20 protein-coding genes are annotated in these 21,746 nt (G+C 65.3%); 15 read left to right on the top strand and 5 right to left on the bottom strand.

Going from position 1 to position 21,746, the window contains the following annotated elements; all coding sequences use genetic code 11:
* Nucleotides 1-119: 119 nt before the first annotated feature.
* The 3 genes from B5F33_RS05015 to deoC all read right to left on the bottom strand — a co-directional run bounded on the left by B5F33_RS05015 (nt 120) and on the right by deoC (nt 3,331).
* The gene (locus B5F33_RS05015) at nt 120-1,322 is read right to left on the bottom strand and encodes a phosphopentomutase (protein WP_087410698.1); all 1,203 of its coding nucleotides are present in this window, start codon (nt 1,320-1,322) and stop codon (nt 120-122) included.
* Nucleotides 1,323-1,406: 84 nt separating this feature from the next.
* Complete coding sequence (deoD, locus tag B5F33_RS05010; RefSeq protein WP_087410697.1) at nt 1,407-2,123, bottom strand: purine-nucleoside phosphorylase; 717 nt, start codon at nt 2,121-2,123, stop codon at nt 1,407-1,409.
* A gap of 536 nt (nt 2,124-2,659) precedes the next feature.
* Nucleotides 2,660-3,331: a deoxyribose-phosphate aldolase gene (gene deoC, locus B5F33_RS05005; RefSeq protein WP_087410696.1), complete on the bottom strand. Its 672-nt coding sequence runs from the start codon at nt 3,329-3,331 to the stop codon at nt 2,660-2,662.
* A 226-nt stretch (nt 3,332-3,557) separates the two neighbouring features.
* Here deoC and B5F33_RS05000 point away from each other — a divergent pair, with 226 nt between their 5' ends.
* Entirely contained in the window at nt 3,558-6,323 is a 2,766-nt protein-coding gene (locus tag B5F33_RS05000; RefSeq protein ID WP_239284818.1) for a UvrD-helicase domain-containing protein, read from the top strand.
* Nucleotides 6,324-6,359: 36 nt separating this feature from the next.
* Here B5F33_RS05000 and B5F33_RS04995 read toward each other — a convergent pair whose 3' ends face one another.
* A complete protein-coding gene (locus tag B5F33_RS04995) occupies nt 6,360-7,370 on the bottom strand; it encodes a restriction endonuclease (protein ID WP_158095310.1) in 1,011 nt (336 codons plus the stop codon).
* Between the two features lie 180 nt (nt 7,371-7,550).
* Here B5F33_RS04995 and brnQ point away from each other — a divergent pair, with 180 nt between their 5' ends.
* The 4 genes from brnQ to nhaA all read left to right on the top strand — a co-directional run bounded on the left by brnQ (nt 7,551) and on the right by nhaA (nt 13,087).
* The gene (brnQ, locus tag B5F33_RS04990) at nt 7,551-8,894 is read left to right on the top strand and encodes a branched-chain amino acid transport system II carrier protein (protein WP_255376251.1); all 1,344 of its coding nucleotides are present in this window, start codon (nt 7,551-7,553) and stop codon (nt 8,892-8,894) included.
* Nucleotides 8,895-9,321: 427 nt separating this feature from the next.
* A complete protein-coding gene (locus B5F33_RS04985) occupies nt 9,322-10,278 on the top strand; it encodes an ROK family protein (protein ID WP_087410694.1) in 957 nt (318 codons plus the stop codon).
* Between the two features lie 226 nt (nt 10,279-10,504).
* Nucleotides 10,505-11,449 carry a DHHA2 domain-containing protein gene (locus tag B5F33_RS04980; protein WP_087410693.1) on the top strand — a complete coding sequence of 315 codons (945 nt, stop codon included), beginning with the start codon at nt 10,505-10,507 and terminating at the stop codon, nt 11,447-11,449.
* A 279-nt stretch (nt 11,450-11,728) separates the two neighbouring features.
* Entirely contained in the window at nt 11,729-13,087 is a 1,359-nt protein-coding gene (gene nhaA, locus B5F33_RS04975; protein ID WP_204214409.1) for a Na+/H+ antiporter NhaA, read from the top strand.
* A gap of 405 nt (nt 13,088-13,492) precedes the next feature.
* Here nhaA and B5F33_RS04970 read toward each other — a convergent pair whose 3' ends face one another.
* Nucleotides 13,493-13,747: a hypothetical protein gene (locus B5F33_RS04970; protein WP_087410691.1), complete on the bottom strand. Its 255-nt coding sequence runs from the start codon at nt 13,745-13,747 to the stop codon at nt 13,493-13,495.
* Nucleotides 13,748-14,039: 292 nt separating this feature from the next.
* Between B5F33_RS04970 and B5F33_RS04965 the strand changes: the two genes are divergently transcribed.
* The 10 genes from B5F33_RS04965 to B5F33_RS04920 all read left to right on the top strand — a co-directional run bounded on the left by B5F33_RS04965 (nt 14,040) and on the right by B5F33_RS04920 (nt 21,621).
* Nucleotides 14,040-15,326 carry an aminotransferase class I/II-fold pyridoxal phosphate-dependent enzyme gene (locus B5F33_RS04965; RefSeq protein WP_087410690.1) on the top strand — a complete coding sequence of 429 codons (1,287 nt, stop codon included), beginning with the start codon at nt 14,040-14,042 and terminating at the stop codon, nt 15,324-15,326.
* A complete protein-coding gene (locus B5F33_RS04960) occupies nt 15,326-15,820 on the top strand; it encodes a hypothetical protein (RefSeq protein ID WP_087410689.1) in 495 nt (164 codons plus the stop codon). The genes B5F33_RS04965 and B5F33_RS04960 overlap by 1 nt, the downstream gene beginning before the upstream one ends.
* A gap of 8 nt (nt 15,821-15,828) precedes the next feature.
* Nucleotides 15,829-16,524, top strand: coding sequence for a tetratricopeptide repeat protein (locus B5F33_RS04955; protein ID WP_087410688.1), 696 nt, complete (start codon nt 15,829-15,831; stop codon nt 16,522-16,524).
* 66 nt (nt 16,525-16,590) lie between these two features.
* Nucleotides 16,591-16,905, top strand: a complete 315-nt coding sequence (locus B5F33_RS04950; protein ID WP_087410687.1) for an STAS domain-containing protein — start codon at nt 16,591-16,593, stop codon at nt 16,903-16,905.
* 120 nt (nt 16,906-17,025) lie between these two features.
* Complete coding sequence (locus tag B5F33_RS04945; RefSeq protein ID WP_087410686.1) at nt 17,026-17,724, top strand: twin-arginine translocase TatA/TatE family subunit; 699 nt, start codon at nt 17,026-17,028, stop codon at nt 17,722-17,724.
* Nucleotides 17,724-18,512 (top strand): twin-arginine translocase subunit TatC, encoded by a 789-nt coding sequence (gene tatC / locus B5F33_RS04940; RefSeq protein ID WP_239284816.1) that lies wholly within the window; start codon nt 17,724-17,726, stop codon nt 18,510-18,512. Before B5F33_RS04945 ends, tatC begins: the two co-directional genes overlap by 1 nt.
* Before the next feature lie 7 nt (nt 18,513-18,519).
* Nucleotides 18,520-18,873: a hydrogenase maturation nickel metallochaperone HypA gene (locus B5F33_RS04935; protein ID WP_087410685.1), complete on the top strand. Its 354-nt coding sequence runs from the start codon at nt 18,520-18,522 to the stop codon at nt 18,871-18,873.
* A 181-nt stretch (nt 18,874-19,054) separates the two neighbouring features.
* Nucleotides 19,055-19,738, top strand: a complete 684-nt coding sequence (gene hypB / locus B5F33_RS04930; protein WP_087410684.1) for a hydrogenase nickel incorporation protein HypB — start codon at nt 19,055-19,057, stop codon at nt 19,736-19,738.
* A gap of 270 nt (nt 19,739-20,008) precedes the next feature.
* Entirely contained in the window at nt 20,009-20,677 is a 669-nt protein-coding gene (locus B5F33_RS04925; RefSeq protein ID WP_087410683.1) for a helix-turn-helix transcriptional regulator, read from the top strand.
* Nucleotides 20,678-20,679: 2 nt separating this feature from the next.
* A complete protein-coding gene (locus B5F33_RS04920; protein ID WP_087410682.1) occupies nt 20,680-21,621 on the top strand; it encodes a DUF4097 family beta strand repeat-containing protein in 942 nt (313 codons plus the stop codon).
* Nucleotides 21,622-21,746: the final 125 nt, after the last annotated feature.

The raw sequence follows: 21,746 nt of genomic DNA, 5'->3' as shown, positions 1-21,746 counted from the left end.
CGGGGCGGCGCGGCCGGTGCGGCGCGGCCGGTCGGGACAGGGCAGGGCAGAACGGGGCAGAGCGGTCAGCTGGCCGGTGCGACGCGGCCGGTCGGGACAATACGACCGGCCGCGCTCAATTAGCTCACCTGGGCAAGGAAGCTCGTTCCCTCGCCGTTGCCGGTGACGCCGAAGTTGTCGAGCACGGTGGCGCCCAGGTCGGAGCAAGTTCCTCGCAGGCCCAGGTCGACACCCTCGTGGGCCATGGAGGGCGACCAGGCGAGTAGCGGGACGAGCTCGCGCGTATGGTCGGTGCCCTCGTAGGTTGGGTCGTTGCCGTGGTCGGCCGTGACCATAAGTAGGTCGTCCGGCCGCAGCTCATCCACAACGCGGGCAAGGCGGCGATCAAAGGCTTCGAGGGCCTCGCCATAGCCCTGTGCGTTGCGACGATGTCCGTAGACCGTGTCGAAGTCGACCAGGTTGGTGAAGCAGAGTCCCTCCCAGTCCTGGCTCAAAACGTCGTCCACGTGGTCCATGCCGTCCATGTTGCTCTCGTTGTGGTAGGACTGCGTGAAGCCCTGGCCACAGAACAGGTCCCAGGTCTTGCCCACCGCAATGACGTCGAAGCCGGCGTCTTTCAGCATGGTGAGGACGGTTGCGCCCGTGGGCTCCAGGCCGTAGTCGCGGCGGTTGGCCGTTCGCGTGAAGTCCTCTTTGCACGTGCCCACATACGGCCGGGCGATGACGCGCCCCATGGTGATCTCGGGGCCGTTGATAAGCGTGCGCGCGTATTCGCAGATCCGGTAGAGCTCGTCTACTGGTACGACGTCCTCGTGGGCGGCGATCTGCAGCACCGAGTCGCCCGAGGTGTACACGATTAGCTCGCCGGTCTCAAGCTGGCGCTCGCCGTAGTCGTAGATGACCTGCGTGCCCGAATACGGCTTGTTGCAGATGATGCCGCGACCAGAGAAGTCTTCGAGCTTGCTGAGCAGCTCGGACGGAAAGCCCTCGGGGAAGTAGTCCACATGGAAGCGCGCGGGCAGGCACATCATCTCCCAGTGGCCGTCCAGCGAGTCGTTGCCAAAGCTTGTGACCTGCATGCGCCCGAAGGCGGCCGAGGGCCGGCGTGGGGTGCTTATGCCGGCGAGGCCGTTGGGATGGGTGCAGCCGATTCCCATGCTGGCGAGGGTGGGAATCTCGAGCGGACGACCCAGCTTGTCCACAAAGTACTCGGCGATGTGGCCGAGCGTGTCGGCCCCCGAGCTCTTGTATTGCGCGGCGTCAGGGGCGTGCCCGACGCCGACGGAGTCGATGACGATAACGATCATGCGGCGGTATCTCATGGTGTTCCTTTATGTTCGCGACGACGTGCCAAGCTGGCTAAAGCAGTGAGGCATACGCGTGAGCTGCGCATGCCCCCAGGACATCTAGCAGGTGATGGCCGTTTCCAGCGCGACCTCAAGCATCTGGTTGAAGCTCGTCTGGCGCTCTTCGGCGGGCAGGGCAAGGCCGCGCGAGGGGATGTCCGAAATGGTGAGCAGGCAGAGCGCGCGCTTGCCGGCGGCCGCGGCATTCATGTAGAGCGCAGCGGACTCCATCTCGGTTGCGAGCACACCCATGGGTTTCCAGGCGCGCTCGTTCGCGCCGCCGTCGTAGAAGACGTCACTCGACAGCACGTTGCCCACGCGAATCTTCACGCCGCGCTCCTTGGCGACCTCGACGGCACGGGACAGCATGCCGAAGTCGGCGATGGGCGCGAAGGTGCCGGGCAGGTTGAACTGGAAGGCGTAGTTGCTATCGGTGCAGGCACCCTGGGCGGCCACGACGTCGCGCAGCTGAAGGTCGTCGGCGTAGCCGCCGGCAGATCCCACGCGGATGATGGCCTCGACGTCGTAGTTGTGATAGAGCTCGTAGGAGTAGATGCCAATGGAGGGCATGCCCATGCCATGACCCATGACCGATACCGGCTTGCCCTTGTAGGTGCCGGTGAATCCCAGCATGCCGCGCACGGCGGTCACCTGGCGGCAGTCGTCAAGATAGGTGTCGGCAATGTATTTGGCGCGCAGCGGGTCGCCCGGCATAAGGACGATGGGTGCGAAGTCGCCCTCGTGGGCAGCGTTGTGAGGGGTGGGGGTGTGGGGCATGGTCTATCTCCTTTGCGTATCGCGCGGCCTTCTAGCGTGAGCTGGCGCGGCGTTGGAGACATGCCTCCGATGGTCTGCGGCGATGACAAGCCGCTGGCCCCGATGCGCCGGGGCTCTGTCGGGGCACGCTCGTGCGAGCGCCGCCAACATCTCGCCATAATCCTATGGCTCCATTATGGTGGCGGCGCAAGGCCGTGTCCCGTGCGTTTTCTGCCACATGCATGGCAGAAAACGCGGGCGAGGGGCGGGGCCGGGCCAAGGCCGGTCGACCTCGGCCGGCCCCGAATGCGTAGGACGGGCGTCTCGTTAGGCTAGGAAAATGCCGATTACCGCTCCTTGTGCCCCCTCATACACGCTCGCTTCGGAAAAGGGCGTCCGAAACGCGATCGGCCGAGTAGACCAGGAAACCCGACGGACAAAACCGCTGGTAGATGGCTCGGGGCTTCAGTGCCTACTCGGCGACTCGGGAAAGGGACGCCCTTTTCCGAAGCGAGCGTGCCTTGGGGCCGCCGCGAAGGCTCATATTCAGCGTTTCCCTAGGCGGGAAGCTCTTCCAGGATGCTCACTGCGGCGGAGACTCCCAGGCGCGAGGCCCCGGCATCGATCATGGTCATCGCGTCGGCCAGGGTGCGGATGCCGCCGGACGCCTTGACGCCCATGTTCGCTCCCGCGGTCTCGCGCATGAGGCGCACGTCGTCTGCGGTGGCGCCGCCCGTGGAGAACCCGGTCGAGGTTTTTACGAAGTCGGCTCCGGCTTCTTGAGAGAGCTTGCAGGCGCGAACCTTCTCCTCGTCGGTGAGCAGGCAGGTTTCGATAATCACCTTGAGCAGCGCCCCGCCTTCGTGCGCGGCGTCCGCGACCGCGGCAATGTCGCCGCGCACCGCATCGTCCTCGTTGCCCTTGAGGCGGCCGACGTTGATCACCATGTCCACCTCCTGCGCGCCGGTGTCGACGGCCTCGCGGGCCTCGGCGACCTTTGTGGCGGTCGTGGTGGCGCCCAGCGGGAAGCCGATCACCGTGCAGGTGGAGACACCGGATCCCTTGAGGCCCTCGGCGACGCGGGGAACCCAACAGGGGTTCACGCATACGGATGCGGTATGAAAGCGGCGCGCCTCCTCGACGACGCGGTCGATGTCCGCTGCAGTCGCCTCGGGCTTGAGGAGCGTGTGGTCCATATAGGACGCCAGCTTGTCGCGTGTGATATCCATGACGGCCCTTTCTTATGACGATGGTGCAGGACTGTTAGGCAGGCTTTCATTGTGGCACAGGCGTTTGTGTGCATTCGCTTCATCTTTTGCCGTCGTCCTGTGCCGGCGCGCTGTCGCTTGGATGGGAAGGCGCGCGCGACGCATCGGTGTCCCGGCGGGCAGGTATACTGGTCAGGCTAAACCTCGCGCCCGCCGAAGCGGGTGCCAAACGCTGGGGAGTTGACGTATGCCGCAAGAGCTGCCGTGGGAGAAGAACATGAGGACCGGGGCCGTGCCGGGGGCGCAGGGCGCTGCCGGGGTCGCTGCGGGCGGGGCCGCCGCGTCCGCGACCGCGACGGGTGCCATGCCGGGCGTCGCATCGGGTGGCGCTCCCGTCTTTGAGCAAGTGCCGCTCGACGTCTACGACGCGCCGGTTCCCGCGCGTCCGGCCAAGCCGGTCGTGGATATCGACTCGTTGAACCCGGCGCAGCGCGAGGCGGTGCTCACCACCGAGGGCCCGCTGCTCGTGCTTGCGGGTGCCGGCTCGGGCAAGACGCGCGTGCTTACCTTCCGTATCGCCCACATGATTGCCGACCTGGGCGTTCGCCCCTGGCAGATTCTTGCCATCACGTTCACCAACAAGGCGGCGGCCGAGATGCGCGAGCGTCTGCAGGCGCTGCTGCCCGACGGCACGCGCGGCATGTGGGTCTGCACCTTCCATGCCATGTGCGTGCGCATGCTGCGTGAGGACGCCGACCTGCTGGGCTACACGGGGCAGTTCACCATCTACGACGATGACGACTCGCGTCGCATGGTGCGCGACATCATGCAGGCGCTCGGCATCGAGCAGAAGCAGTACCCCATCAACATGATCCGGAGCAAGATCAGCGCCGCCAAGAACGCCATGGTCGGGCCCGACGAGTTCCAGGCGCGCGCGAGCTCGCCGCAGGAGCAGAAGGCCGCCCAGGTCTACCAGGAGCTCGAGCGCCGCCTGCGCGCGGCCAACGCCATGGACTTCGACGACCTCCTCGTGCGCGCGCTGGAGCTCCTCCGCACGCGCCCCGAGGTGCTCGAGCGCTACCAGGAGCGCTTCCGCTACATCAGCGTGGACGAGTACCAGGACACCAACCACGTGCAGTACGAGATCGCCAACCTGCTCGCCGCCAAGTACCAGAACCTCATGGTCGTGGGCGACGACGACCAGTCGATCTACTCCTGGCGCGGCGCCGACATCTCCAACATCCTCGACTTTGAGCAGGACTTTCCCAAGGCCAAGGTCGTCAAGCTCGAGCAGAACTACCGCTCGACGGGGCATATCCTCAACGCCGCCAACGCCGTGGTGCGCCATAACTCGCAGCGCAAGGAGAAGCGGCTCTATACCGCGCTGGGCGATGGCGAGAAGATCCAGGCATACCAGGCGTCCGACGAGCGTGATGAGGGCCGCTGGATCGCTGCCGAGATCGAAAAGCTCCACCTTGGCGGGATGAGCTACGACGACATCGCCGTGTTCTATCGCACCAACGCGCAGTCGCGCATCCTCGAAGACATGTTCCTGCGCGCGGGCGTTCCCTACAAGATCGTGGGCGGCACGCGCTTCTTCGATCGCGCCGAGATCCGCGACGTCATGGCCTACCTCAAGATGATCGTGAACCCGGCGGACGAGATGAGCGTGAAGCGCGTCATCAACACCCCGCGCCGCGGCATCGGGTCCACGTCCATCTCTAAGATCGAAGAGCTCGCGCGTGAGAACCGCTGCAGTTTCTTCCAGGCGTGCGAGATCGCGACGGCCGAGACGGGTCGCTTCACCGCCAAGGTTCGCAACGCCCTTGGCGACTTCGTGCAGATCGTGCGTGAGGGGCGCCGCATGGACGGGGAGCTCAAGCGCGTGGTCGAGGCCATTGTCGACCGGACGGGACTCGTGCAGGCCTTCCGCGCCGAGGGCACGATGGAGGCCGAGAGCCGTGCTGAGAACATCCAGGAATTCTTGGGCGTCGCGGCGGAGTTTGAGGAGAGCCACGACGACATCGAGGGCACGCTTGAGAGCCTGGAGGAGCTGCGAGCCGCCGGTATTGCTGATGTGACTGACGCTCTGCCATTGGGGACGGGTTCATTTGACAGACCCGATGGCGGTGCAGGCGCAGGCGGACAGGGGGGCGGTCTGTCAAATGAACCCGTCCCCAATGGCAGCGCCGCGCAGGCTGCAAGTGAGATTGAGCGCACGTACGGCCCGCTTGCTTGCGGGGCCCTGCCAGCGTTGCTCGAGTGGTTGGCGCTTCGCAGCGACCTCGACGCGCTTTCGGGCGAGACACGCGCCATCACCATGATGACCGTGCACTCCGCAAAGGGTCTGGAGTTCCCCGCCGTCTTTGTGGCGGGCCTCGAGGAGGGGATCTTCCCGCACGTCGCCGGCTTCTCGGACGATCCGGCGAAGCTCGAGGAGGAGCGCCGCCTGGCCTACGTCGCCATCACGCGCGCCCGTAAGCGCCTGTTCCTCACGTATGCCGCCACGCGCCGTACCTATGGTTCCACGCAGGCCAATCCCCGCAGCCGGTTTGTGGGCGAGATTCCTTCAGAGGACATCGAGTTCTCGGGCGTCGGGTCTGCCGGCTTCGAGGGCACCGGTTGGGAGAAGCGCGGCGACCGCCGTGGCACGTACGGTTCCGGCGTGGGGTCGGACATGTATGGCGGCAACGTCTTTGGGTCCTATACGCGTTCGACCGGCAGCGTCTCGCGGCATACGGGCATCAGTCCCGACGCGGGGCGCAAGCCAGCCACCTTTGGTAGCGGCACGCCGCGCCCGCCGCGCGACCGCAACGGCGCGCTGGTGGAGCGCCGCCGTCCCGACGCGTCGAAGGCCGCCGAGACCTTTGCCGTGGGCGACAAGGTGAGCCACAAGACGTTTGGCGTGGGTGAGGTCATCGGCGTCTCGGGCGACATGATCGAGGTCACGTTTGAAAAGACGGGCCAGACCAAGAAGCTCATGAAGGGCTTCGCACCCATCGTGAAGATGTAGGGCGCTTGTGCCTGGTAGGCCGCAGCTCGCCGCGGCCTACCGTCCGCGGTAGTCGGGCGGGTAGTGGCCCATGACATCGTCGAGCGAAAGCTCCCACTCCGAGCGGTCGGGCTGGCCCGTCTGTCCCCAGAGGGCTTCGGACGCCCTCGCCTGGGCCATGATGGACGTAAGGCGCTCGCCGTCGATGAGCTCGACCTGCGCCTCGCGCGCATATGCGACGGCTTCGGAAGAGAAGCTCGACGTCGTGACGAAGATGAGGCGCTGCGCGCGCTGGGTCTCGTTGGCGCCGACGAGCTTCTGCAGGTACGGCCGCCCGATGGTGTGTGTCGGCGCGTAGCACTTGCATTCGACGATGCAGCTGCGGCCCTGGGGGTCGACCATGGCGATGTCGAACCCGCCGTCGTTGGTTTTGGGCGTGACTTCCGCCCGATACCCGAGCTCTCTGAAAAGAGAGGCAGTGAAGTCCTCGAACTGCGTAGGGTCTGCCGAGAAGGCGGCGACGACGCTTTGGGCCGTGGCGGCAGACCGGTCGTGACGGCGCATGGCGCGCGCCTGCTGGAACTTGGCTTCCTCCTCCTTGCAGGGGGCGATGTTCACGCCGGTGTCGCGGAGCCGCGAGACGAGGATTATCATGTTGCGCGGCGATTTGCATACGGCCTTGTGCGAGCCTACGAACAGCTCGTTTTTGCTCCAGACAAGGGCGTTGACCGACCTGCGGCGATCGCGTCCGCCGTCTTTGCGCGCATAGCGCCACCGCGGATATCTCAGGACGAAGCGATTCGTTCCATCATCGTGCCGAAACGAGAAGCGGCTGCCCTTCGGGGGCGCAACATGATAGGTCGCGCGAAACGAAATGCGTGCCACCAGGTGGTAGATGGCCCAGATAAGGAAGATGGCGACGATGACCCCCGCGGCGAGCACGACGACCGGGAGCACGGCGTCAAGCGTTGCGGAGACGGTCGGGTCCTGAATGAGCGGAGCCAGCGCAGCGGACAGGCTCTCTACAGCGGTGCGAAAGGGCTCGAGAAGCGTATCGATGGTATCCATGGGAAACCTCCAAACGGCATGCCGCGTATAAAGGCGCTTCGATGAATACGATATATCAAAGCGCAGCCCAGATGCAGCATATATACATATCGCGCATGGCTGCGCAGACATGCTTCCGTCGCCCTGCCCTTCATCTGGTATGGTTGTCGAGCAGACGAGACCCTGGGGGATAGGGGAGACGTGGATACACAGGTGAAGACGGGCTCCGCGTGCGAGCGCGCCGGGTTGGATCGCCGCCAGCTGCTTTCGGTGGGCGTGGCGCTCTTTTCTATGTTTTTCGGCGCGGGAAACCTCATCCTGCCGCCGCTGCTCGGCGTGCAGGCGGGCGCGGATACGCTTCCGGCCATCATCGGGTTCTTCGTTACCGGCGTGGGCTTGCCGGTGCTGGGCATCGTGGCCGTGGCGCTCTCCGGCACGCTGCGCGGGCTCGCCGACCGCGTGCACCCTGTGTTCTCGCGAATTCTTGTCGCGGCGGTCTATCTGGCCATCGGTCCGTGCCTTGCCATTCCACGTACGTCGTCCACGGCGTTCGAGATGCTCTCTCCGCTGCTGCCCGCGGACGTATCCATAGACGTTGCCCGCCTGGTGTTCTCGGTTGTGTTTTTCGTGGTGGCCTATGTGCTCGCCATGCATCCGGGGCGAATCACGCGTCTGCTGGGCCGCATCACGGGTCCCGCGCTCATTCTGCTGATAGCGGCGGTGGTAGGGTCGGCGCTGTTCTCGGCGGGGGAGCCGCTTTGCGCGGCCCAACCTCCCTATAACGAGAACGCCGCCGTTCAGGGCTTTCTGACCGGATATCAGACCATGGACCTTCTGGCGTCGCTCACCTTCGGCTTGGTGATTGCGACCAACATCCGAACCATGGGTGTGACTGAATCTCGCGGCGTGACGCGCGAGGTGTGTCGCGCGGGCGTCATCGCGGGCGCGCTCATGATGCTTATCTACGGCGGCTTGGCCGTGGTTGGTGTGCGCCTGTGCTCGTCGCTTGCAGGTGCCACCAACGGGGCGGCTGTGCTCACCGCCTCGGCCACGCTGCACTTTGGCGTGGCGGGGACCGTGGTGGTTGCGGCCATCTTCCTGCTTGCCTGCCTCAATGTCTGCATCGGCCTTATCAGCTGCTGCGGCACCTATTTTTCGCAGGAGGCCCCACGGGTGCCCTATCGCGCATGGGCGGCCGGGTTCGCGCTGTTCTCGTGCGCGGTGTCGAACGTCGGTCTCGACGCGATCCTGGCGTTTTCGGTGCCGCTGCTGGGCGCGCTCTACCCGGTGGCGATCGTGATGGTGATCATGGGCATGTTGCGCCGTGCGTGTGACGCCCTGCCACAGGTGTGGCCGTGGGTGGTGGGGGTGACCGCCGTGGTGAGCGTGGCGACGAACCTGCGCGACGCCGTCTTTCCGGCCGCGGCGTTGCCGCTGGATGCGCTGCCGTTTGCGTCGGTGGGTCTCGGCTGGGTGGTGCCCGCCGTAGTGGCCGCCGTGGTGGGCGTGGCGCATGCCCGCCTTGCGGCAAGGCCGCGCGGCTGAGCTTCCGTTTCAGCATCGGATGTTCTGGTTGCTGTGACGGGCAGGCGCCGTGGCGGACAGGCGCCGCTGCCCGTTTAGAAAACGATAGAAAGCTTTAGAAAGCGATAGAAACATTTAGAAAATGATAGAAATGGCGTTTACGCTGCAGAAAGGTTCGGAATCGAGCGCGCCTGACGGTGCTGCTGCAACCTCGGCGCCCATAGGCGCGGCACGTTCGCCGACGCGACCGGGACTCTCGCGCAGTCGTGGCGTGGAATGCGCGCTGTGGACCCTATACTCTCTTTTCGGTAACCAACGCGGGCGGTGCACTCTCGGTTGGCCGGCGTCCTGCTTTGGCGGGGTGTCGGAAGGCGCCCAGCGGAACTGCTTCCTCGCGTGACGTGGCCGCATCGCGGTCGCTCGAGCAGCCTATACGAAAGGGGAGATCATGGCCGAGGCCAAAGAGCTGTTCATCGGATTCGATGTGGGCGGGACGTCCGTCAAAATGGGTCTGTTCGACAAGGGTGGTCGCCTGCTGGGGCGCAATAGCGTGCCCACGCCGCCCATCGTCGACGAGGCCGGATACGCAGCGGTAACCGACGGCGTCGAAGAGCTGGTCACGACCGCAGGGTTTACTCTCGACCAGGTGGTGGGCATCGGGCTGGCCGTGCCGTGCCCGGTCCCCGCGGACGGCAAGATTCGCCTGCAGGCCAACATCCAGCTCAACGAGGCCGGCCTCAAGGCGGCGCTTGAGAAGGTGTGCCCCAACGTCACGGTGCAGTTTGCCAACGACGCCAACGCCGCCGCCATGGGCGAGCTTTGGGCGGGCAGCGGACGCGACTATCAAAACCTCGTCTTCGTGACACTGGGAACGGGTGTCGGCGGCGGTGTCATCGTCAATCGCCATCTCGTCGCGGGCGCCGTGGGCGCAGGTGGCGAGATTGGACATATGTGCATGAACCCGGCGGAGACACGCGTGTGCGGCTGCGGCGGGAAGGGCCATCTTGAGCAGTATGCCTCTGCGACGGGCATCGTCACGAGCTACAAAGCCGAGTGCGCCGCGCGCGGCACCGAGCCGGTCGAGCTCGAGGGCCCCAGCGATTCGCGTTCGGTGTTCGCGGCCGCCAAGAGTGGTGACGAGGCGGCGTGGGCGGCCATCGATACCATGTGCGACTATCTGGGCCGCGCGCTCGCCATCATTTCGAGCGTCGTGGATCCCGAGGCGTTCGTGCTGGGCGGCGGCACCTCCAACTCGTCCGACATGTTCCTGGACCGTCTCGTGGAGCGCTACAAGAGCTACGCGCTTGCCGTGTGCACCGAGACCCCCATCGAGGTCGCATCGCTCGGCAACGACGCCGGCATCTTCGGCGCCGCCTACGTGGCGCTTCAGGCGGCGGGCGCCTAGGCGTCGTTCACCCGTAATCGCACGTCAGCGGAATTTGAAGGCGGGCGGCTGCGCTTCCCTGCATCGCGGGGAGCGGGTCGCCCGCCTTGTGCTGTCGGAAGGCTTTGAGCCGGTGCGTCACAATGCTATGAAAGCCGGGGGTCGCTGCCGGTTCGTGCTACGATAAAGGCTGCTCAATCCATTCGGCGGAGCGCTCGCCCCGCCTCATCATCCGAAGGGAATCCCCATGAGCACCGTTTTCGTTTTTGGTCATCAGAATCCTGATAACGACGCCATCATGTCTTCGGTCGTCCTGACCCAGCTGCTCAACCAGCTCAACTACAACGGCGACACCTACGAGGCCCGCTGCCTGGGCCCGCTGCCCGCCGAGTCCGCCAAGCTTCTTGCCGACAACGGCGTCGACAAGCCGCGTCTGCTAAAGGGCATCAAGGCGCCTGCCGCCAACAAGGCCCCGCAGAAGGTGGTCCTCACCGATCACAACGAGGCCGGCCAGTCGGTCGAGGGTCTCGAGCATGCCGAGATCATCGGCGTCGTCGACCACCATCGCTTTGGTGGCCTCACCACTGCCGCACCGCTCCACATCGTGGCGCTGCCCTGGGGCTCCAGCTGCACCATCGTCACCTGGCTCTTCGACATCCTGGGCGTCGAGCCCACCGAGACCCAGGCCAAGCTGCTGCTCTCGGCCATGATGACCGACACGCTCATGCTCAAGAGCCCCACCACCACCGAGGTCGACCGCGCCATCGCCGCCGAGCTCGGCTCCAAGCTGGGTGTCGACCCCGTCAAGTTTGGCATGGAGGTCTTCCTGTCCCGTCCGTCCGGCTCCTTCACGCCCGAGCAGATGGTCGGCAACGACATCAAGCTTTTCGAGGTGGGCGGCAAGAAGCTGCTCATCGGCCAGTACGAGACGGTCGATAAGTCCCGCGCGCTCGGCATGGTTCCCGAGATTCGTACGGCTATGAAGGCCTACATGAAGAAGAAGGGTGCCGATGGCATCGTGCTGTGCATCACCGACATCATGGAGGAGGGCTCCCAGGTGCTCTTCGAGGGCGAGACCGCCGTGGCGCAGAAGGGCCTGGGCATCAAGGACGTCGCCGAGGGCGTGTGGATGCCCGGCGTGCTGTCCCGCAAGAAGCAGGTCGCCGCTCCCATCATCGCTGCCGGCGAGTAAGCGCGGGCGGTCACGATGCGGCGCCTCAGGTTTCGGAGTACCTGTGGAGCCGGTCGGGATATGCGGATGACGTGCGCCGCCTTCGGGTAGGCTCATATCAGCAAGCAATGGCGAGGTATCCATCTTGGGTGCCTCGCCTTTTTAGAGAGCGGGCTGGCGCGCGACATGCGACCGCAGCCCGCGCGAGACGAGGGGAGTGCCAAGCACATCATGACCAAGCGTTCCGAAAACCGCATCGACGCCGCGACGCCCAAGGTGGCTGAGCGCAAGGCGCTTGTGATGGAGCCGGGCGGCGAGACGTCCTGGCTCGTCAGCGCCCGGCAGCGTCGTCGGCTGGAGCGCCGGAGCGTGCTGGAGCGCATCACCTCCAACGGAACGATCTCGGCTCTCGTGATGATCGTGGCTGCTGTCGCGGCGGTCATCTGCGCAAACACCGATGCGTTCTTTGCCCTTCATGACTGGTTCATGCAGCCCGTGACCGTCGCCATTGGCGGCTGGGAGTTCTCGCTTTCCTTCGAGCTGTTCGTCAACGACTTCCTCATGGCCATCTTCTTTTTGCTTGTGGGCATCGAGCTGAAGTACGAGATGACGGTCGGTGAGCTGCGTCGTCCGCGCCAGGCCATGCTGCCCATGCTGGCCGCGGTCGGCGGCGTGGTGGTGCCTGCCACGATCTATGCGGTGCTGAACCGCGGGGGCGCCGTCTATGGATGGGCCATCCCGATGGCGACCGACATCGCGTTTGCCCTTGGCGTGCTGTCGCTGCTGGGCAGCAGCGTTCCGCCTGCGATCAAGGTGTTCTTCTCGACGCTCGCCATCGCCGACGACCTGCTGGCGATCGCCGCGATCGCGCTGTTTTACGGACACGCGCCAAGCTTGGTGTGGCTTGCCGCCGCGGCCGTGGTGACGATTCTGCTGGTGGTGCTCAATCGGCGCCGACACTTTCGGCTTGCCCCGTATCTGGCGCTTGGCCTGGTGCTGTGGTTCTGCCTGTTCCAGAGCGGAATCCACGCGACGCTCGCCGGCGTGATCCTGGCGTTCACCATCCCCGCCCGGTCCGACATCAACGCCGGCAGCCTTGTCTCCTGGCTGGGTTCCAAGCTTCCCGAGCTTGACGATCGCTTCGACGACGAGTCGCATATCCTGGGGCAGCACGACTTCACCCATGCCGTTCGCGGCGTAGAGCGCGTCATGCACCGCGTAACGCCGCCGCTTCAGCGTCTCGAGCACTACATTTCGACCCCGGTGAACTTCTTGATTCTTCCGCTGTTCGCCTTTGTGAACGCCCAGGTTCGCCTGGTGGGTGTTGACCCGCTGTCTCTGGTATTCGATCCAGTGGCACTCGGAACGTATCTGGGCATGCTTCTGGGCAAGCCGATCGGTATTGTGGGCGTAACGTTCGTGCTGGTTAAGGTTGGTCTGGCCGACCTTCCGAAGGGCGTGCGCTGGCCGCATATCGTGGGCGTGGGCATTCTGGGCGGCATCGGCTTTACCATGTCGATTCTCATCTCGGGTCTGGCGTTTACCGAGATTCCCGCCGAGCTGCTTGCCTCGAAGACGGCGATCCTTGCCGCCTCGGTGTCGGCAGCGCTGATTGGCCTGGCATACATGCACGTTGTTTGTCGCGGAAAGAAGCGATAGGTGGTCGAGCGCGCCGGCCGCCTGCGCGGGACTGTGCGAGTCGTGCGCGTGGCGGGCCCTGTGGCGCCCGCTTGTCCGCGGTGCCGCGCGAATTGTGCGTGGGGCGGGCCACACGCCGCCCGCTTGCCCGTCCATATGCCGCGCGGCGCGCTCGCTCATCCGGAATTCCAAGGCCGGCCCCCGGCGTATCCCTCGCATGCAATTGAAGTCCTAGATTTTGCCATTTTGGGCCTCTAAAACGTCCAAATCTAGGACTTCATCGGCGAGTTGTCGTTTACGGCGATGGGACGCGTCCCTAAATATGGTGCAGGCGACGGCTCGGTCGGCGCGTTGTCCCGGCGCCTGACCCGGCACGCCATCCCGGAGCCTAACCCGATGTGCTGTCCCGGTGCCCCGCCCGATGCGCTACTCTACCGTGCCGTATACCGCGCCCCAGCCGTGGGCAGCCAGCGCGGAGTTCAACTGGTCGCACAGGCGCTGGCGCTCATAGGCCCCGGGCGGTACGAGAGTGACGATTTCCTGCAGGTCGGCATCGAGGTCAAGTATCTCCGCCTGCACGACGAGGTCCAGGCGGTCAACGACTTCGCGGCCAACGTACAGGCTGTCCACCAGGCGTTGGAGCTCGCCAAAGGACTCCGAGCGAATCATTTCCATATCCATGGGACATCCTTTCAGCGGGCGCGTGCGATTCGTGCGGGCGCGTCCGGGCGCTGACGTCCTGACGCGCGAAACCACTATACCCGACACCTGCCCGCCGATACCGGCCGTCTGCATTTCGGTTTTCGGCGTAGGTTCTGTTGCGGAGGCAGCTTGGGCCCGTCGAGGGCCCGTCGGTGTAGGTATACTAGGCGGGATTGACATACCGTCCCGCCGGCGCCTGCATGCCGGCGCGGGCCCGGCTGGTCGGCGCGGCAGGGCGCCGCCCCGGTTTATGGCGATGGGGAGGAAGCACATGGAGACCATGTACCAGCGCATGGGCAACGAGGAGCTGGCTGCAGCAATTTCGCAGCTCGAGGCCGAGGTTGCCGAGGTCACCGCAAAAGGCCTCAAGCTCGATATGGCGCGCGGCAAGCCCAGCCCCGAGCAGGTTGCCATCTCGCGCCCCTTGCTCGACGTGCTCAGCAGCTCCGCCGACCTCATGGACGAGGGCGTGGACTGCAGCAACTACGGCTGCTTCGAGGGAATCCCGTCGGCTCGTCGTCTTGCTGGCGCATTCCTGGGCGTACCTGCGGGCCAGACCATCGTTTTGGGTTCCTCGAGCCTAAACATCATGCAGTCGGTGCTCGTGCACTACTGGGAGAAGGGAGTGCCGGGCTACACCCCCTGGAACAAGCTCGACCACGTGAAGTTCCTGTGCCCCGCCCCCGGCTACGACCGCCACTTCGGCCTCACGCAGGATCTGGGTATCGAGAACATCCCCGTTCGCATGACGCCCACGGGCCCCGACATGGACGAGGTCGAGCGCCTCGTTGCCGAGGACGCCTCGATCAAGGGCATGTTCTGCGTGCCCAAGTATTCCAACCCCACGGGCATCACGTACTCCGACGAGACGGTCCGTCGCCTGGCCACCATGAAGTGTGCCGCCCCGGACTTCCGCATCGTGTGGGACAACGCGTACTGCGTGCACGACCTCACCGATCACGGCGACAAGTTGCTGAACATCCACGACGTGGCGCTCGAGGCCGGCAACGAGGACCGCGTGCTCGAGTTCGCCTCGACCTCCAAGATCACCTTCCCGGGCGCGGGCGTGGCCTTCTTCGGTTCGTCGTTTGCCAACATGGCCGAGGTCTCGCGCACCCTGCAGGTGGGCCTCATCAGCGCGAACAAGCTCAACCAGCTTGCCCACGCTCGCTTCCTGCCCACCATGGAGGCCCTGCGCGCCCACATGGCGAAGCACGCCGAGTTCCTGCGTCCGCGCTTTGCGCTCGTGCAGCAGAAGCTGGGCGAGGGCCTGGGAGATACGGGTTGCGCCACCTGGACGAACCCCAACGGCGGCTACTTTGTCTCGTTTGACGCGCAGCCGGGTTCCGCCAAGCGCATCGTTGCTCTGTGCCTGCAGATGGGCGTGAAGCTGACGCCGGCGGGCGCCACCTGGCCGTACGGCAAGGATCCCCAGGACACCAACATCCGTATTGCGCCCACGTATCCCTCGCTCGAGGAACTGGGGGCCGCGCTGGACATCTTGGTGCTTGCCACCAAGCTGGTGTGCGCACAGCTGGCTGCCGAGGAGCGCGCATAATGGCCGACGAATTCTTCGACGACGAGCAGGAGCTCATGGAATCCGAGGAACAGGAAGCCGCCCCCGAAGCGGGTGCTTCTGCCGAGGGCGTTGCCCCGAAGGCGTCGCGCAAGCAGGCGCGCTCAAAGCGGCGCGCCGCGCAAGAGGACGACCCTCGCCCCCAGGAGGGGGACGACAGCGTCGCCCGTCGCGACCCGCCGCCGTTCTGGATGGTGCTTGCCATTGCCGTCATCGCCCTGCTTTTGGGCGTGGTGATCGGTTATTTGCTGGGGTCGTCCGCCACGCTGGGGGCGCTCGAGCAGCAGGCGCAGTATCAGTCCACTGACGACCTGGACTCCTCGTACAGCCTGCCCGAGGGGCATCCAAACGTCACGGTCGACGAGGACGGCACCGCGCATGTAGAGGATGACACGACGGCCGGTGACTCTGCCGACGCCGCCGGAAACGACGGTGCGGCTGAAGGCGCCCAGTCGGACGCCGCCTCGGCCGAATAGGAGGACCCATGGCGTTCAATGCGCAACAGACGGGCCGCGCCCGCATCGCGGTCATCATCGTGGCGCTCGTTGCGGTGGCGGGAATCGCCGTGGCGCTGGTTCTTCAGCTGGCCACGCCGGCCACGACGGGATCGGCGGACGCCTCTGCGCAGAATGCGGCCCAGGCCCAAAGCGACGGCTCTCAGGATGCCCAGGACGAGGATGTCATGGAGACCGTCGACGCCCAGTACGGCACGGCGGCCCAGACGCTTCGCACCCAGTACGAGGCTGATCCCTCCAATCCGTCGGCGCTCCTCAACCTGGCCAACGGCTACTTCGACTGGGGTGTGGCCGCCCTCAACCATTCGGATGGCACCGAAGACGAGGCGCATGCGCGCGAGATCTTCACCAACGCGATCGAGTACTACGACGAATACCTGGATGGCAATCCTGGGTCCAAGTCGGTGGTGGTCGACCGAGCCATCTGCGTCTTTTACACCGGGGACCACGACGCGGCCATCACTGCGCTTGAGAACCTGCTTGCCGACGACGACTCGTTTGCACCGGCGTGGGCCAATCTGGGCATGTTCTACGAGACCGACGGACGCACCGACGACGCTGCCACGGCCTATCAGCGAGCGATTGATGCCGCAGGCGACGACGACGCGTACAATGTAAAAGACTATGCGCAGCAGCGCCTGGACGCGCTCCAGGCGTCCGAGTAGGTCAGACATAGGAAATCGCGGGGTCGTACCAACGCGCGACCCTACCGCTATATAGAAGGAGTAACCATGGAGCTCACTATCACCACACAGCCCGCGCCCGAGCGCTATAGCGTGTCTGTGGCGGGCGAGGTCGACATCTCGAACGCGAACAAGCTGCGTGACGCCATCGATTTGGCTCTCGAGCAGCCCACCGAGGAGGTCTGCCTCGACTTCGAGAAGGTGGCCTATATCGACTCCACGGGCATCGGCGTGCTCGTGGGCGCCGCGCACCATGCGGCCGAGCACGGCATGCGCTTCTCGGTTGTGAACGCGCAGCCGGGCGTCATGCGCGTGGCCCAGCTTCTGGGCGTGGATCAGGAGATTTCCATCACGCCCCTGTAAAGAACTCCAGCACCCGGGCTCACGAAGGGGCTGGGGCGGTATACTCATACGGTTATGTGCTCATGCTGGTCATGTGGTCTTGCCGCATGACCTTCAAACGAATCCCCTTGGAGGTTTCGCGTGTTCGGTATCGGCGAGGGCGAGCTGCTAATCATCGTGGTCTTCGCTTTTCTTCTTTTTGGACCAGACAAGCTGCCCCAGATGGGTCGGACGATCGGCCGTGCTCTGCGGCAGTTCCGAGAGACCCAGGAAAAGATGACGTCCGTCGTGCAGGCCGAGGTCATCGACCCCATGACGGCTGCCGCCCAGGCGCCCTTGAAGCCCAAGAAGGCGGGTGCTTCCGCCGCAGCGGACGACGAGGATGCCGATATCGCGACCGAGAAGGCCGCCGAGGCCCGTAAAGAGACGTTCGCAGAGCGCCGTGCACGCCTTGCTGCCGAGAAGGCGGCGAAGGAGGCCGAGGCTGAAGGCACGTCGGGCGAGACGGCTTCCGCTGCTCCGTCAGACGACAAGGCCGCAGCCGCCACTGCGACGGCCGCGACCGCTCCGGCGAGCGCTTCCGCAGACGACGCGTCGAAGGCCGCGGATGCGTCTGCGGCGAACCAGGACGAGCCTGCCGCCGACCCCGTGCGCACGACCGAGGACCTCTACGCTCGCCGTCCCCGCAAGCATCACGCGGTGGAGGCCGAGGAGGCCGCAGCCGACAACGCCGCCGAGGCCGCTGATGCCAGCACCGGCGCTGCCCCCGAGGCCGGCGCCAACGCCGACGCCCCCAAGACCGCCCCGGACGCCCCGGCCGTGGAAGGAGGTGAGCGGTAGTGCCTATCGGACCTGCGCGCATGCCGCTTCTTGACCATCTGGGAGAGCTTCGTCGCCGTCTTACCATCATTGTGGTGACGGTGCTCGTCATGACGGTCGTCATGTACTTCGCCACCCCTACGATCGTGGACATCCTGAGCGATCCCATCGCCCCGTATGTGCCGAGCGGCCAGTTCTACATCATGTCCTCGCTCGGCGGCTTCTCGCTGCGTTTCAGCATCGCCATCAAGATCGCCGCGGTGGCGTGCACCCCCATGATCGTTTGGCAGGTGCTCGCTTTCTTCCTGCCGGCGCTTAAGCCCAACGAGCGCCGCTGGGTGGTGCCGACGCTGCTCATCGCCGTCGTGCTGTTCTTTGCGGGCGCCATCTTCGCCTATGCGCTCATCATTCCGGCGGCTTTCGAGTGGCTGATCGGCGAGACGAACGCCATCGCGACCGCGCTTCCCGACCTCGAGAACTACGTGAACACCGAGATCCTGCTGATGGTGGGCTTTGGCATCTCCTTCGAGCTGCCGCTCGTGGTGTTCTATCTGGCCACGTTCCACATCGTGCCCTACGCCAGCTTCCGCAAGGCGTGGCGCTACATCTACGTGGTCATGCTTGTCATCTCGGCTTCCGTGACCCCGGACGCCAGCCCGGTGACGCTGTTGCTGCTCTATGCGGTCATGCTGTCGCTCTACGAGCTCTCGCTGGCCATTACGCGCTTCGTGATCGTGGCGCGCGAGGGCAAGGCGGGGCTCACGGGCAGCCGCCTGGGCTTCTTCTCGGAAGAGGACGAGGAGGCTTAGCGCGCTCATGCACGAGATGGGCATCGTGGACGGCGTGCTTTCCACCGTGCGCGCCACCGTGCAGCACGAGGGCGCGACGCGCGCCGTGGGCGTGACGCTGCGCATCGGGGACATGACCGAGGTCGTGCGTGAGTCGTTGGACTTTGCGTGGGAGGTTCTGCGCGAGGAGGATCCGCAGACCGCGGCCTGCGAGCTGACGGTCGAGGAGGTCCATCCGCACAGCGTTTGCCGGGCATGCGGCAACGAGTTCGACCACGACGTGCGCCATCTGCGCTGTCCCGCCTGTGGCAGTGGAGACACGCGCCTCGTGCACGGCCGTGATCTCGATATCGTCTCGGTCGAAATCGAGACGCCCGACTAATCCAGATACTGCTGTTCAGGACCGCTTCGGCGCCGCGTGGCCCGGGCGGTCCTGTGTATTCGCGCCGCTGCCGGGCCGCCGTCGGAGAGGCCCTGCGCCGTCCCCTGCGCCGTCCGGCCAACATCGCAAGGTGTCGGTCCTGTGCCTGCGCACCACCCATACCACGATCCAAGGAGGAACCATGTCCGAGCGTACCGTCGACATTTCCACGCCTATCCTCTCGCGCAACGACCGCCTGGCCGCCGAGCTGCGTGACCGGTTCCGCGGCAGCCATACCTTTGTGATCAACGTGCTTTCCAGCCCCGGCTCGGGAAAGACCTCCACGATTCTTGCGACCAACGAGCGGCTGCGCGACGGCCATGGGCTGCGCTGCGCGGTCATCGAGGGCGACATCGCGTCCGATGTAGATGCCGTGACCATGAAAGAGGCCGGCATCCCCGCCGTGCAGATCAACACCGGCGGGCTCTGCCATCTCGAGGGAAACATGATTCGCGAGGCCGTCGATGCGCTGGACGCCGGGGTGGGGCTCGATGCCATCGACGTCATCTTTATCGAGAACGTGGGCAACCTCGTATGCCCCGTGGATTTTGATCTGGGCGAGAACCTCAGCGTGATGATCCTCTCGGTGCCCGAAGGCGACGACAAGCCGGTCAAGTATCCGGGCATCTTCCAGCATGCCGGCGCGATCCTGCTGAACAAGATCGACGTTGCGCCTGCGTTCGACTTCGACCAGAAGGCATATAACGGCACGCTTGACGACCTCAATCCTCAGGCACCGCGCTTTAGCGTAAGCGCCACCAAGGGGGACGGCATGGACGAGTGGGTCACGTGGCTCGTCGACCGCATCGAGGCCGCCCGCAGCTAGCTTGCGTCCCGTCCCGTCGCTTGCCTGTGGCTGTTGTACAATCCGCACGGTCCTGCTGGGCGTGGTGTTCCCCGGTCTCCAGCCTGCGGGGTGCAAGGGGAACAGGTTGGCGTTTTCCCAGCTCAGAGGCTCCGCAACCGGCAGTTGCGGGAAATTCCCACCAGACTTGCTGGTGTGGCGACCGGTCCGCCGGCTACGGTATAGCCAACGGCGCCGCAAAACGAGTGAATAACGGCCCGGGGCATCGGGCTCCGGCGGATTGGGGTCATCATGAACGTGCAGATCGCACAGCGTCTGGCTGAGCTTAGACGCGCGAAGGGATATAGCCAGGAGGCGCTTGCCAACGAGCTTGGGCTCTCGCGGCAGGCCGTCTCGAAGTGGGAGCGTGCGGAGAGCTCGCCCGACACCGAGAATCTTATTGCCCTCGCGCATCTTTATGGGGTGAGCCTGGACGATTTGTTGAGTGTCGACAAAGAGATTGAGGACGACGTCGCGTTTGAGAACGCCGAGCGCGCGGAGCAGGCGGGGGCCGAGCAAGCTTCTCGCGCCGCCGACCGCGAGGCCGCGGCGCAAGCGGTCGCTGCCGCCACGCAGGCGAGTCAGGCTGCTGCGCGGGCCGCAGAGGCCGCGACGCAGGCGAGCACCCAGGCCACGCGGGCGACCGACGACGCCCGCCGTGCCCGCACCAAGGGTCCCTGGCGCTCATTCCCCTACGGCGTCCTCATGATACCGCTGTGGTTCATACTGACGCTTGCCGGTGCGGCTCCCTACTCGTTCCTGGTGTTTTTCACCATCCCGGTGTATCACTGGCTGGCAAATATCCTCGACGGGGCCTTGGCCCGTGAGGCCGAGGATGTTCCGCCCGCTGCTGCCAAGGGCGCTGGCGAGGGCATGAGTGACCGTCCCGCCGACCCGCGCGACCCTGAGGGGAGGCGATAGGCATGGTGCGTCTGCAGAAGAACGAGAAGGTCAAGGTCATCGTCGCGGCCGCGCTGATTATCGCGCTCATCGCGGCTCCGCTGGTCTATCTGGCGACCGGTGGACTGCAGGCTCGGGTCTCAAACGTGCTTTCGGGTCTGAATATCGATTTGGGAGACATCGTTTCGGATGGCGGGACACGGAGCGCGGCGCATCGCACGACGGTCGATTCGCCCATCGGCGAGCGGTGGACGTTCGACGCGGAGAGCGTCAAAGCGCTCGACATCACCTGGAACGTCGGCTCGGTGTCCGTGAAGCGCGGCACGGGCGACCAGGTGGCTGTCCACGAGAGGGTGGGCATCGGCACCTACGACATGGACCCGACCAAGGCTACGGTCAAGCTGGACGAGGGCGCAGGCACGCTTTCTGTGGACGACGGACTGCCCAAGGGAATCGACAGCACATATGACCTTCCTCCGATGGAGCTCGAGATCGAACTTCCTCAGGGCGTGTCGCTTGGCTCGGTGTCGCTGAAAAGCACTGTGGCGAGCCTGTCGCTTGCGGACCTCGCCTGCGATAACCTCGACGTGGCCACGGTGAGTTCGGATGTCACGGTGAGCGGGCTTGACGCGGGAGGCGTCTCGGTCGCAACGATTTCCGGCGCCATTGCTCTCGACGGGTCGGCGACGGGGTCCCTCGATATCAGTACGGTTTCCGGCGACATCAAGGTATCTCCGACCGGTTCGCTGCCGCCCAGTCTGGACGCTAGCACGACGAGCGGGGCGATCTTGCTCGACCTTCCGGACGACGCCGGCTTTACTCTTACGAGCGATCGCGTTTCGGGCAGCTTTTCGAGCGCGCTTGGCGAGACCACGGAGAACGGCCCGAGCGCCCGCGTGGTGGCGGGCGACGGCGCGGCGAAGATCACGGCAGACTCCGTCTCGGGGTCGGTGACCGTTCGATAGCGGGTCGGGGCGCAGCGAAGCGCGCGCCGAGATGGATGTCACAAACCTATGCGCTGGTTTCAGGCCGGCCCGTCGCGAGGGATGAGCGGCGGGCCGGCCTGTGCTGTCGAGGTTTTGGGTGTGGA

This window comes from Collinsella sp. An2, assembly GCF_002160065.1.
GTDB lineage: Bacteria > Actinomycetota > Coriobacteriia > Coriobacteriales > Coriobacteriaceae > Limicola.
Note: the sequence above shows the minus strand (reverse complement) of the source record. Positions and strands in the feature narration are given on the sequence as shown.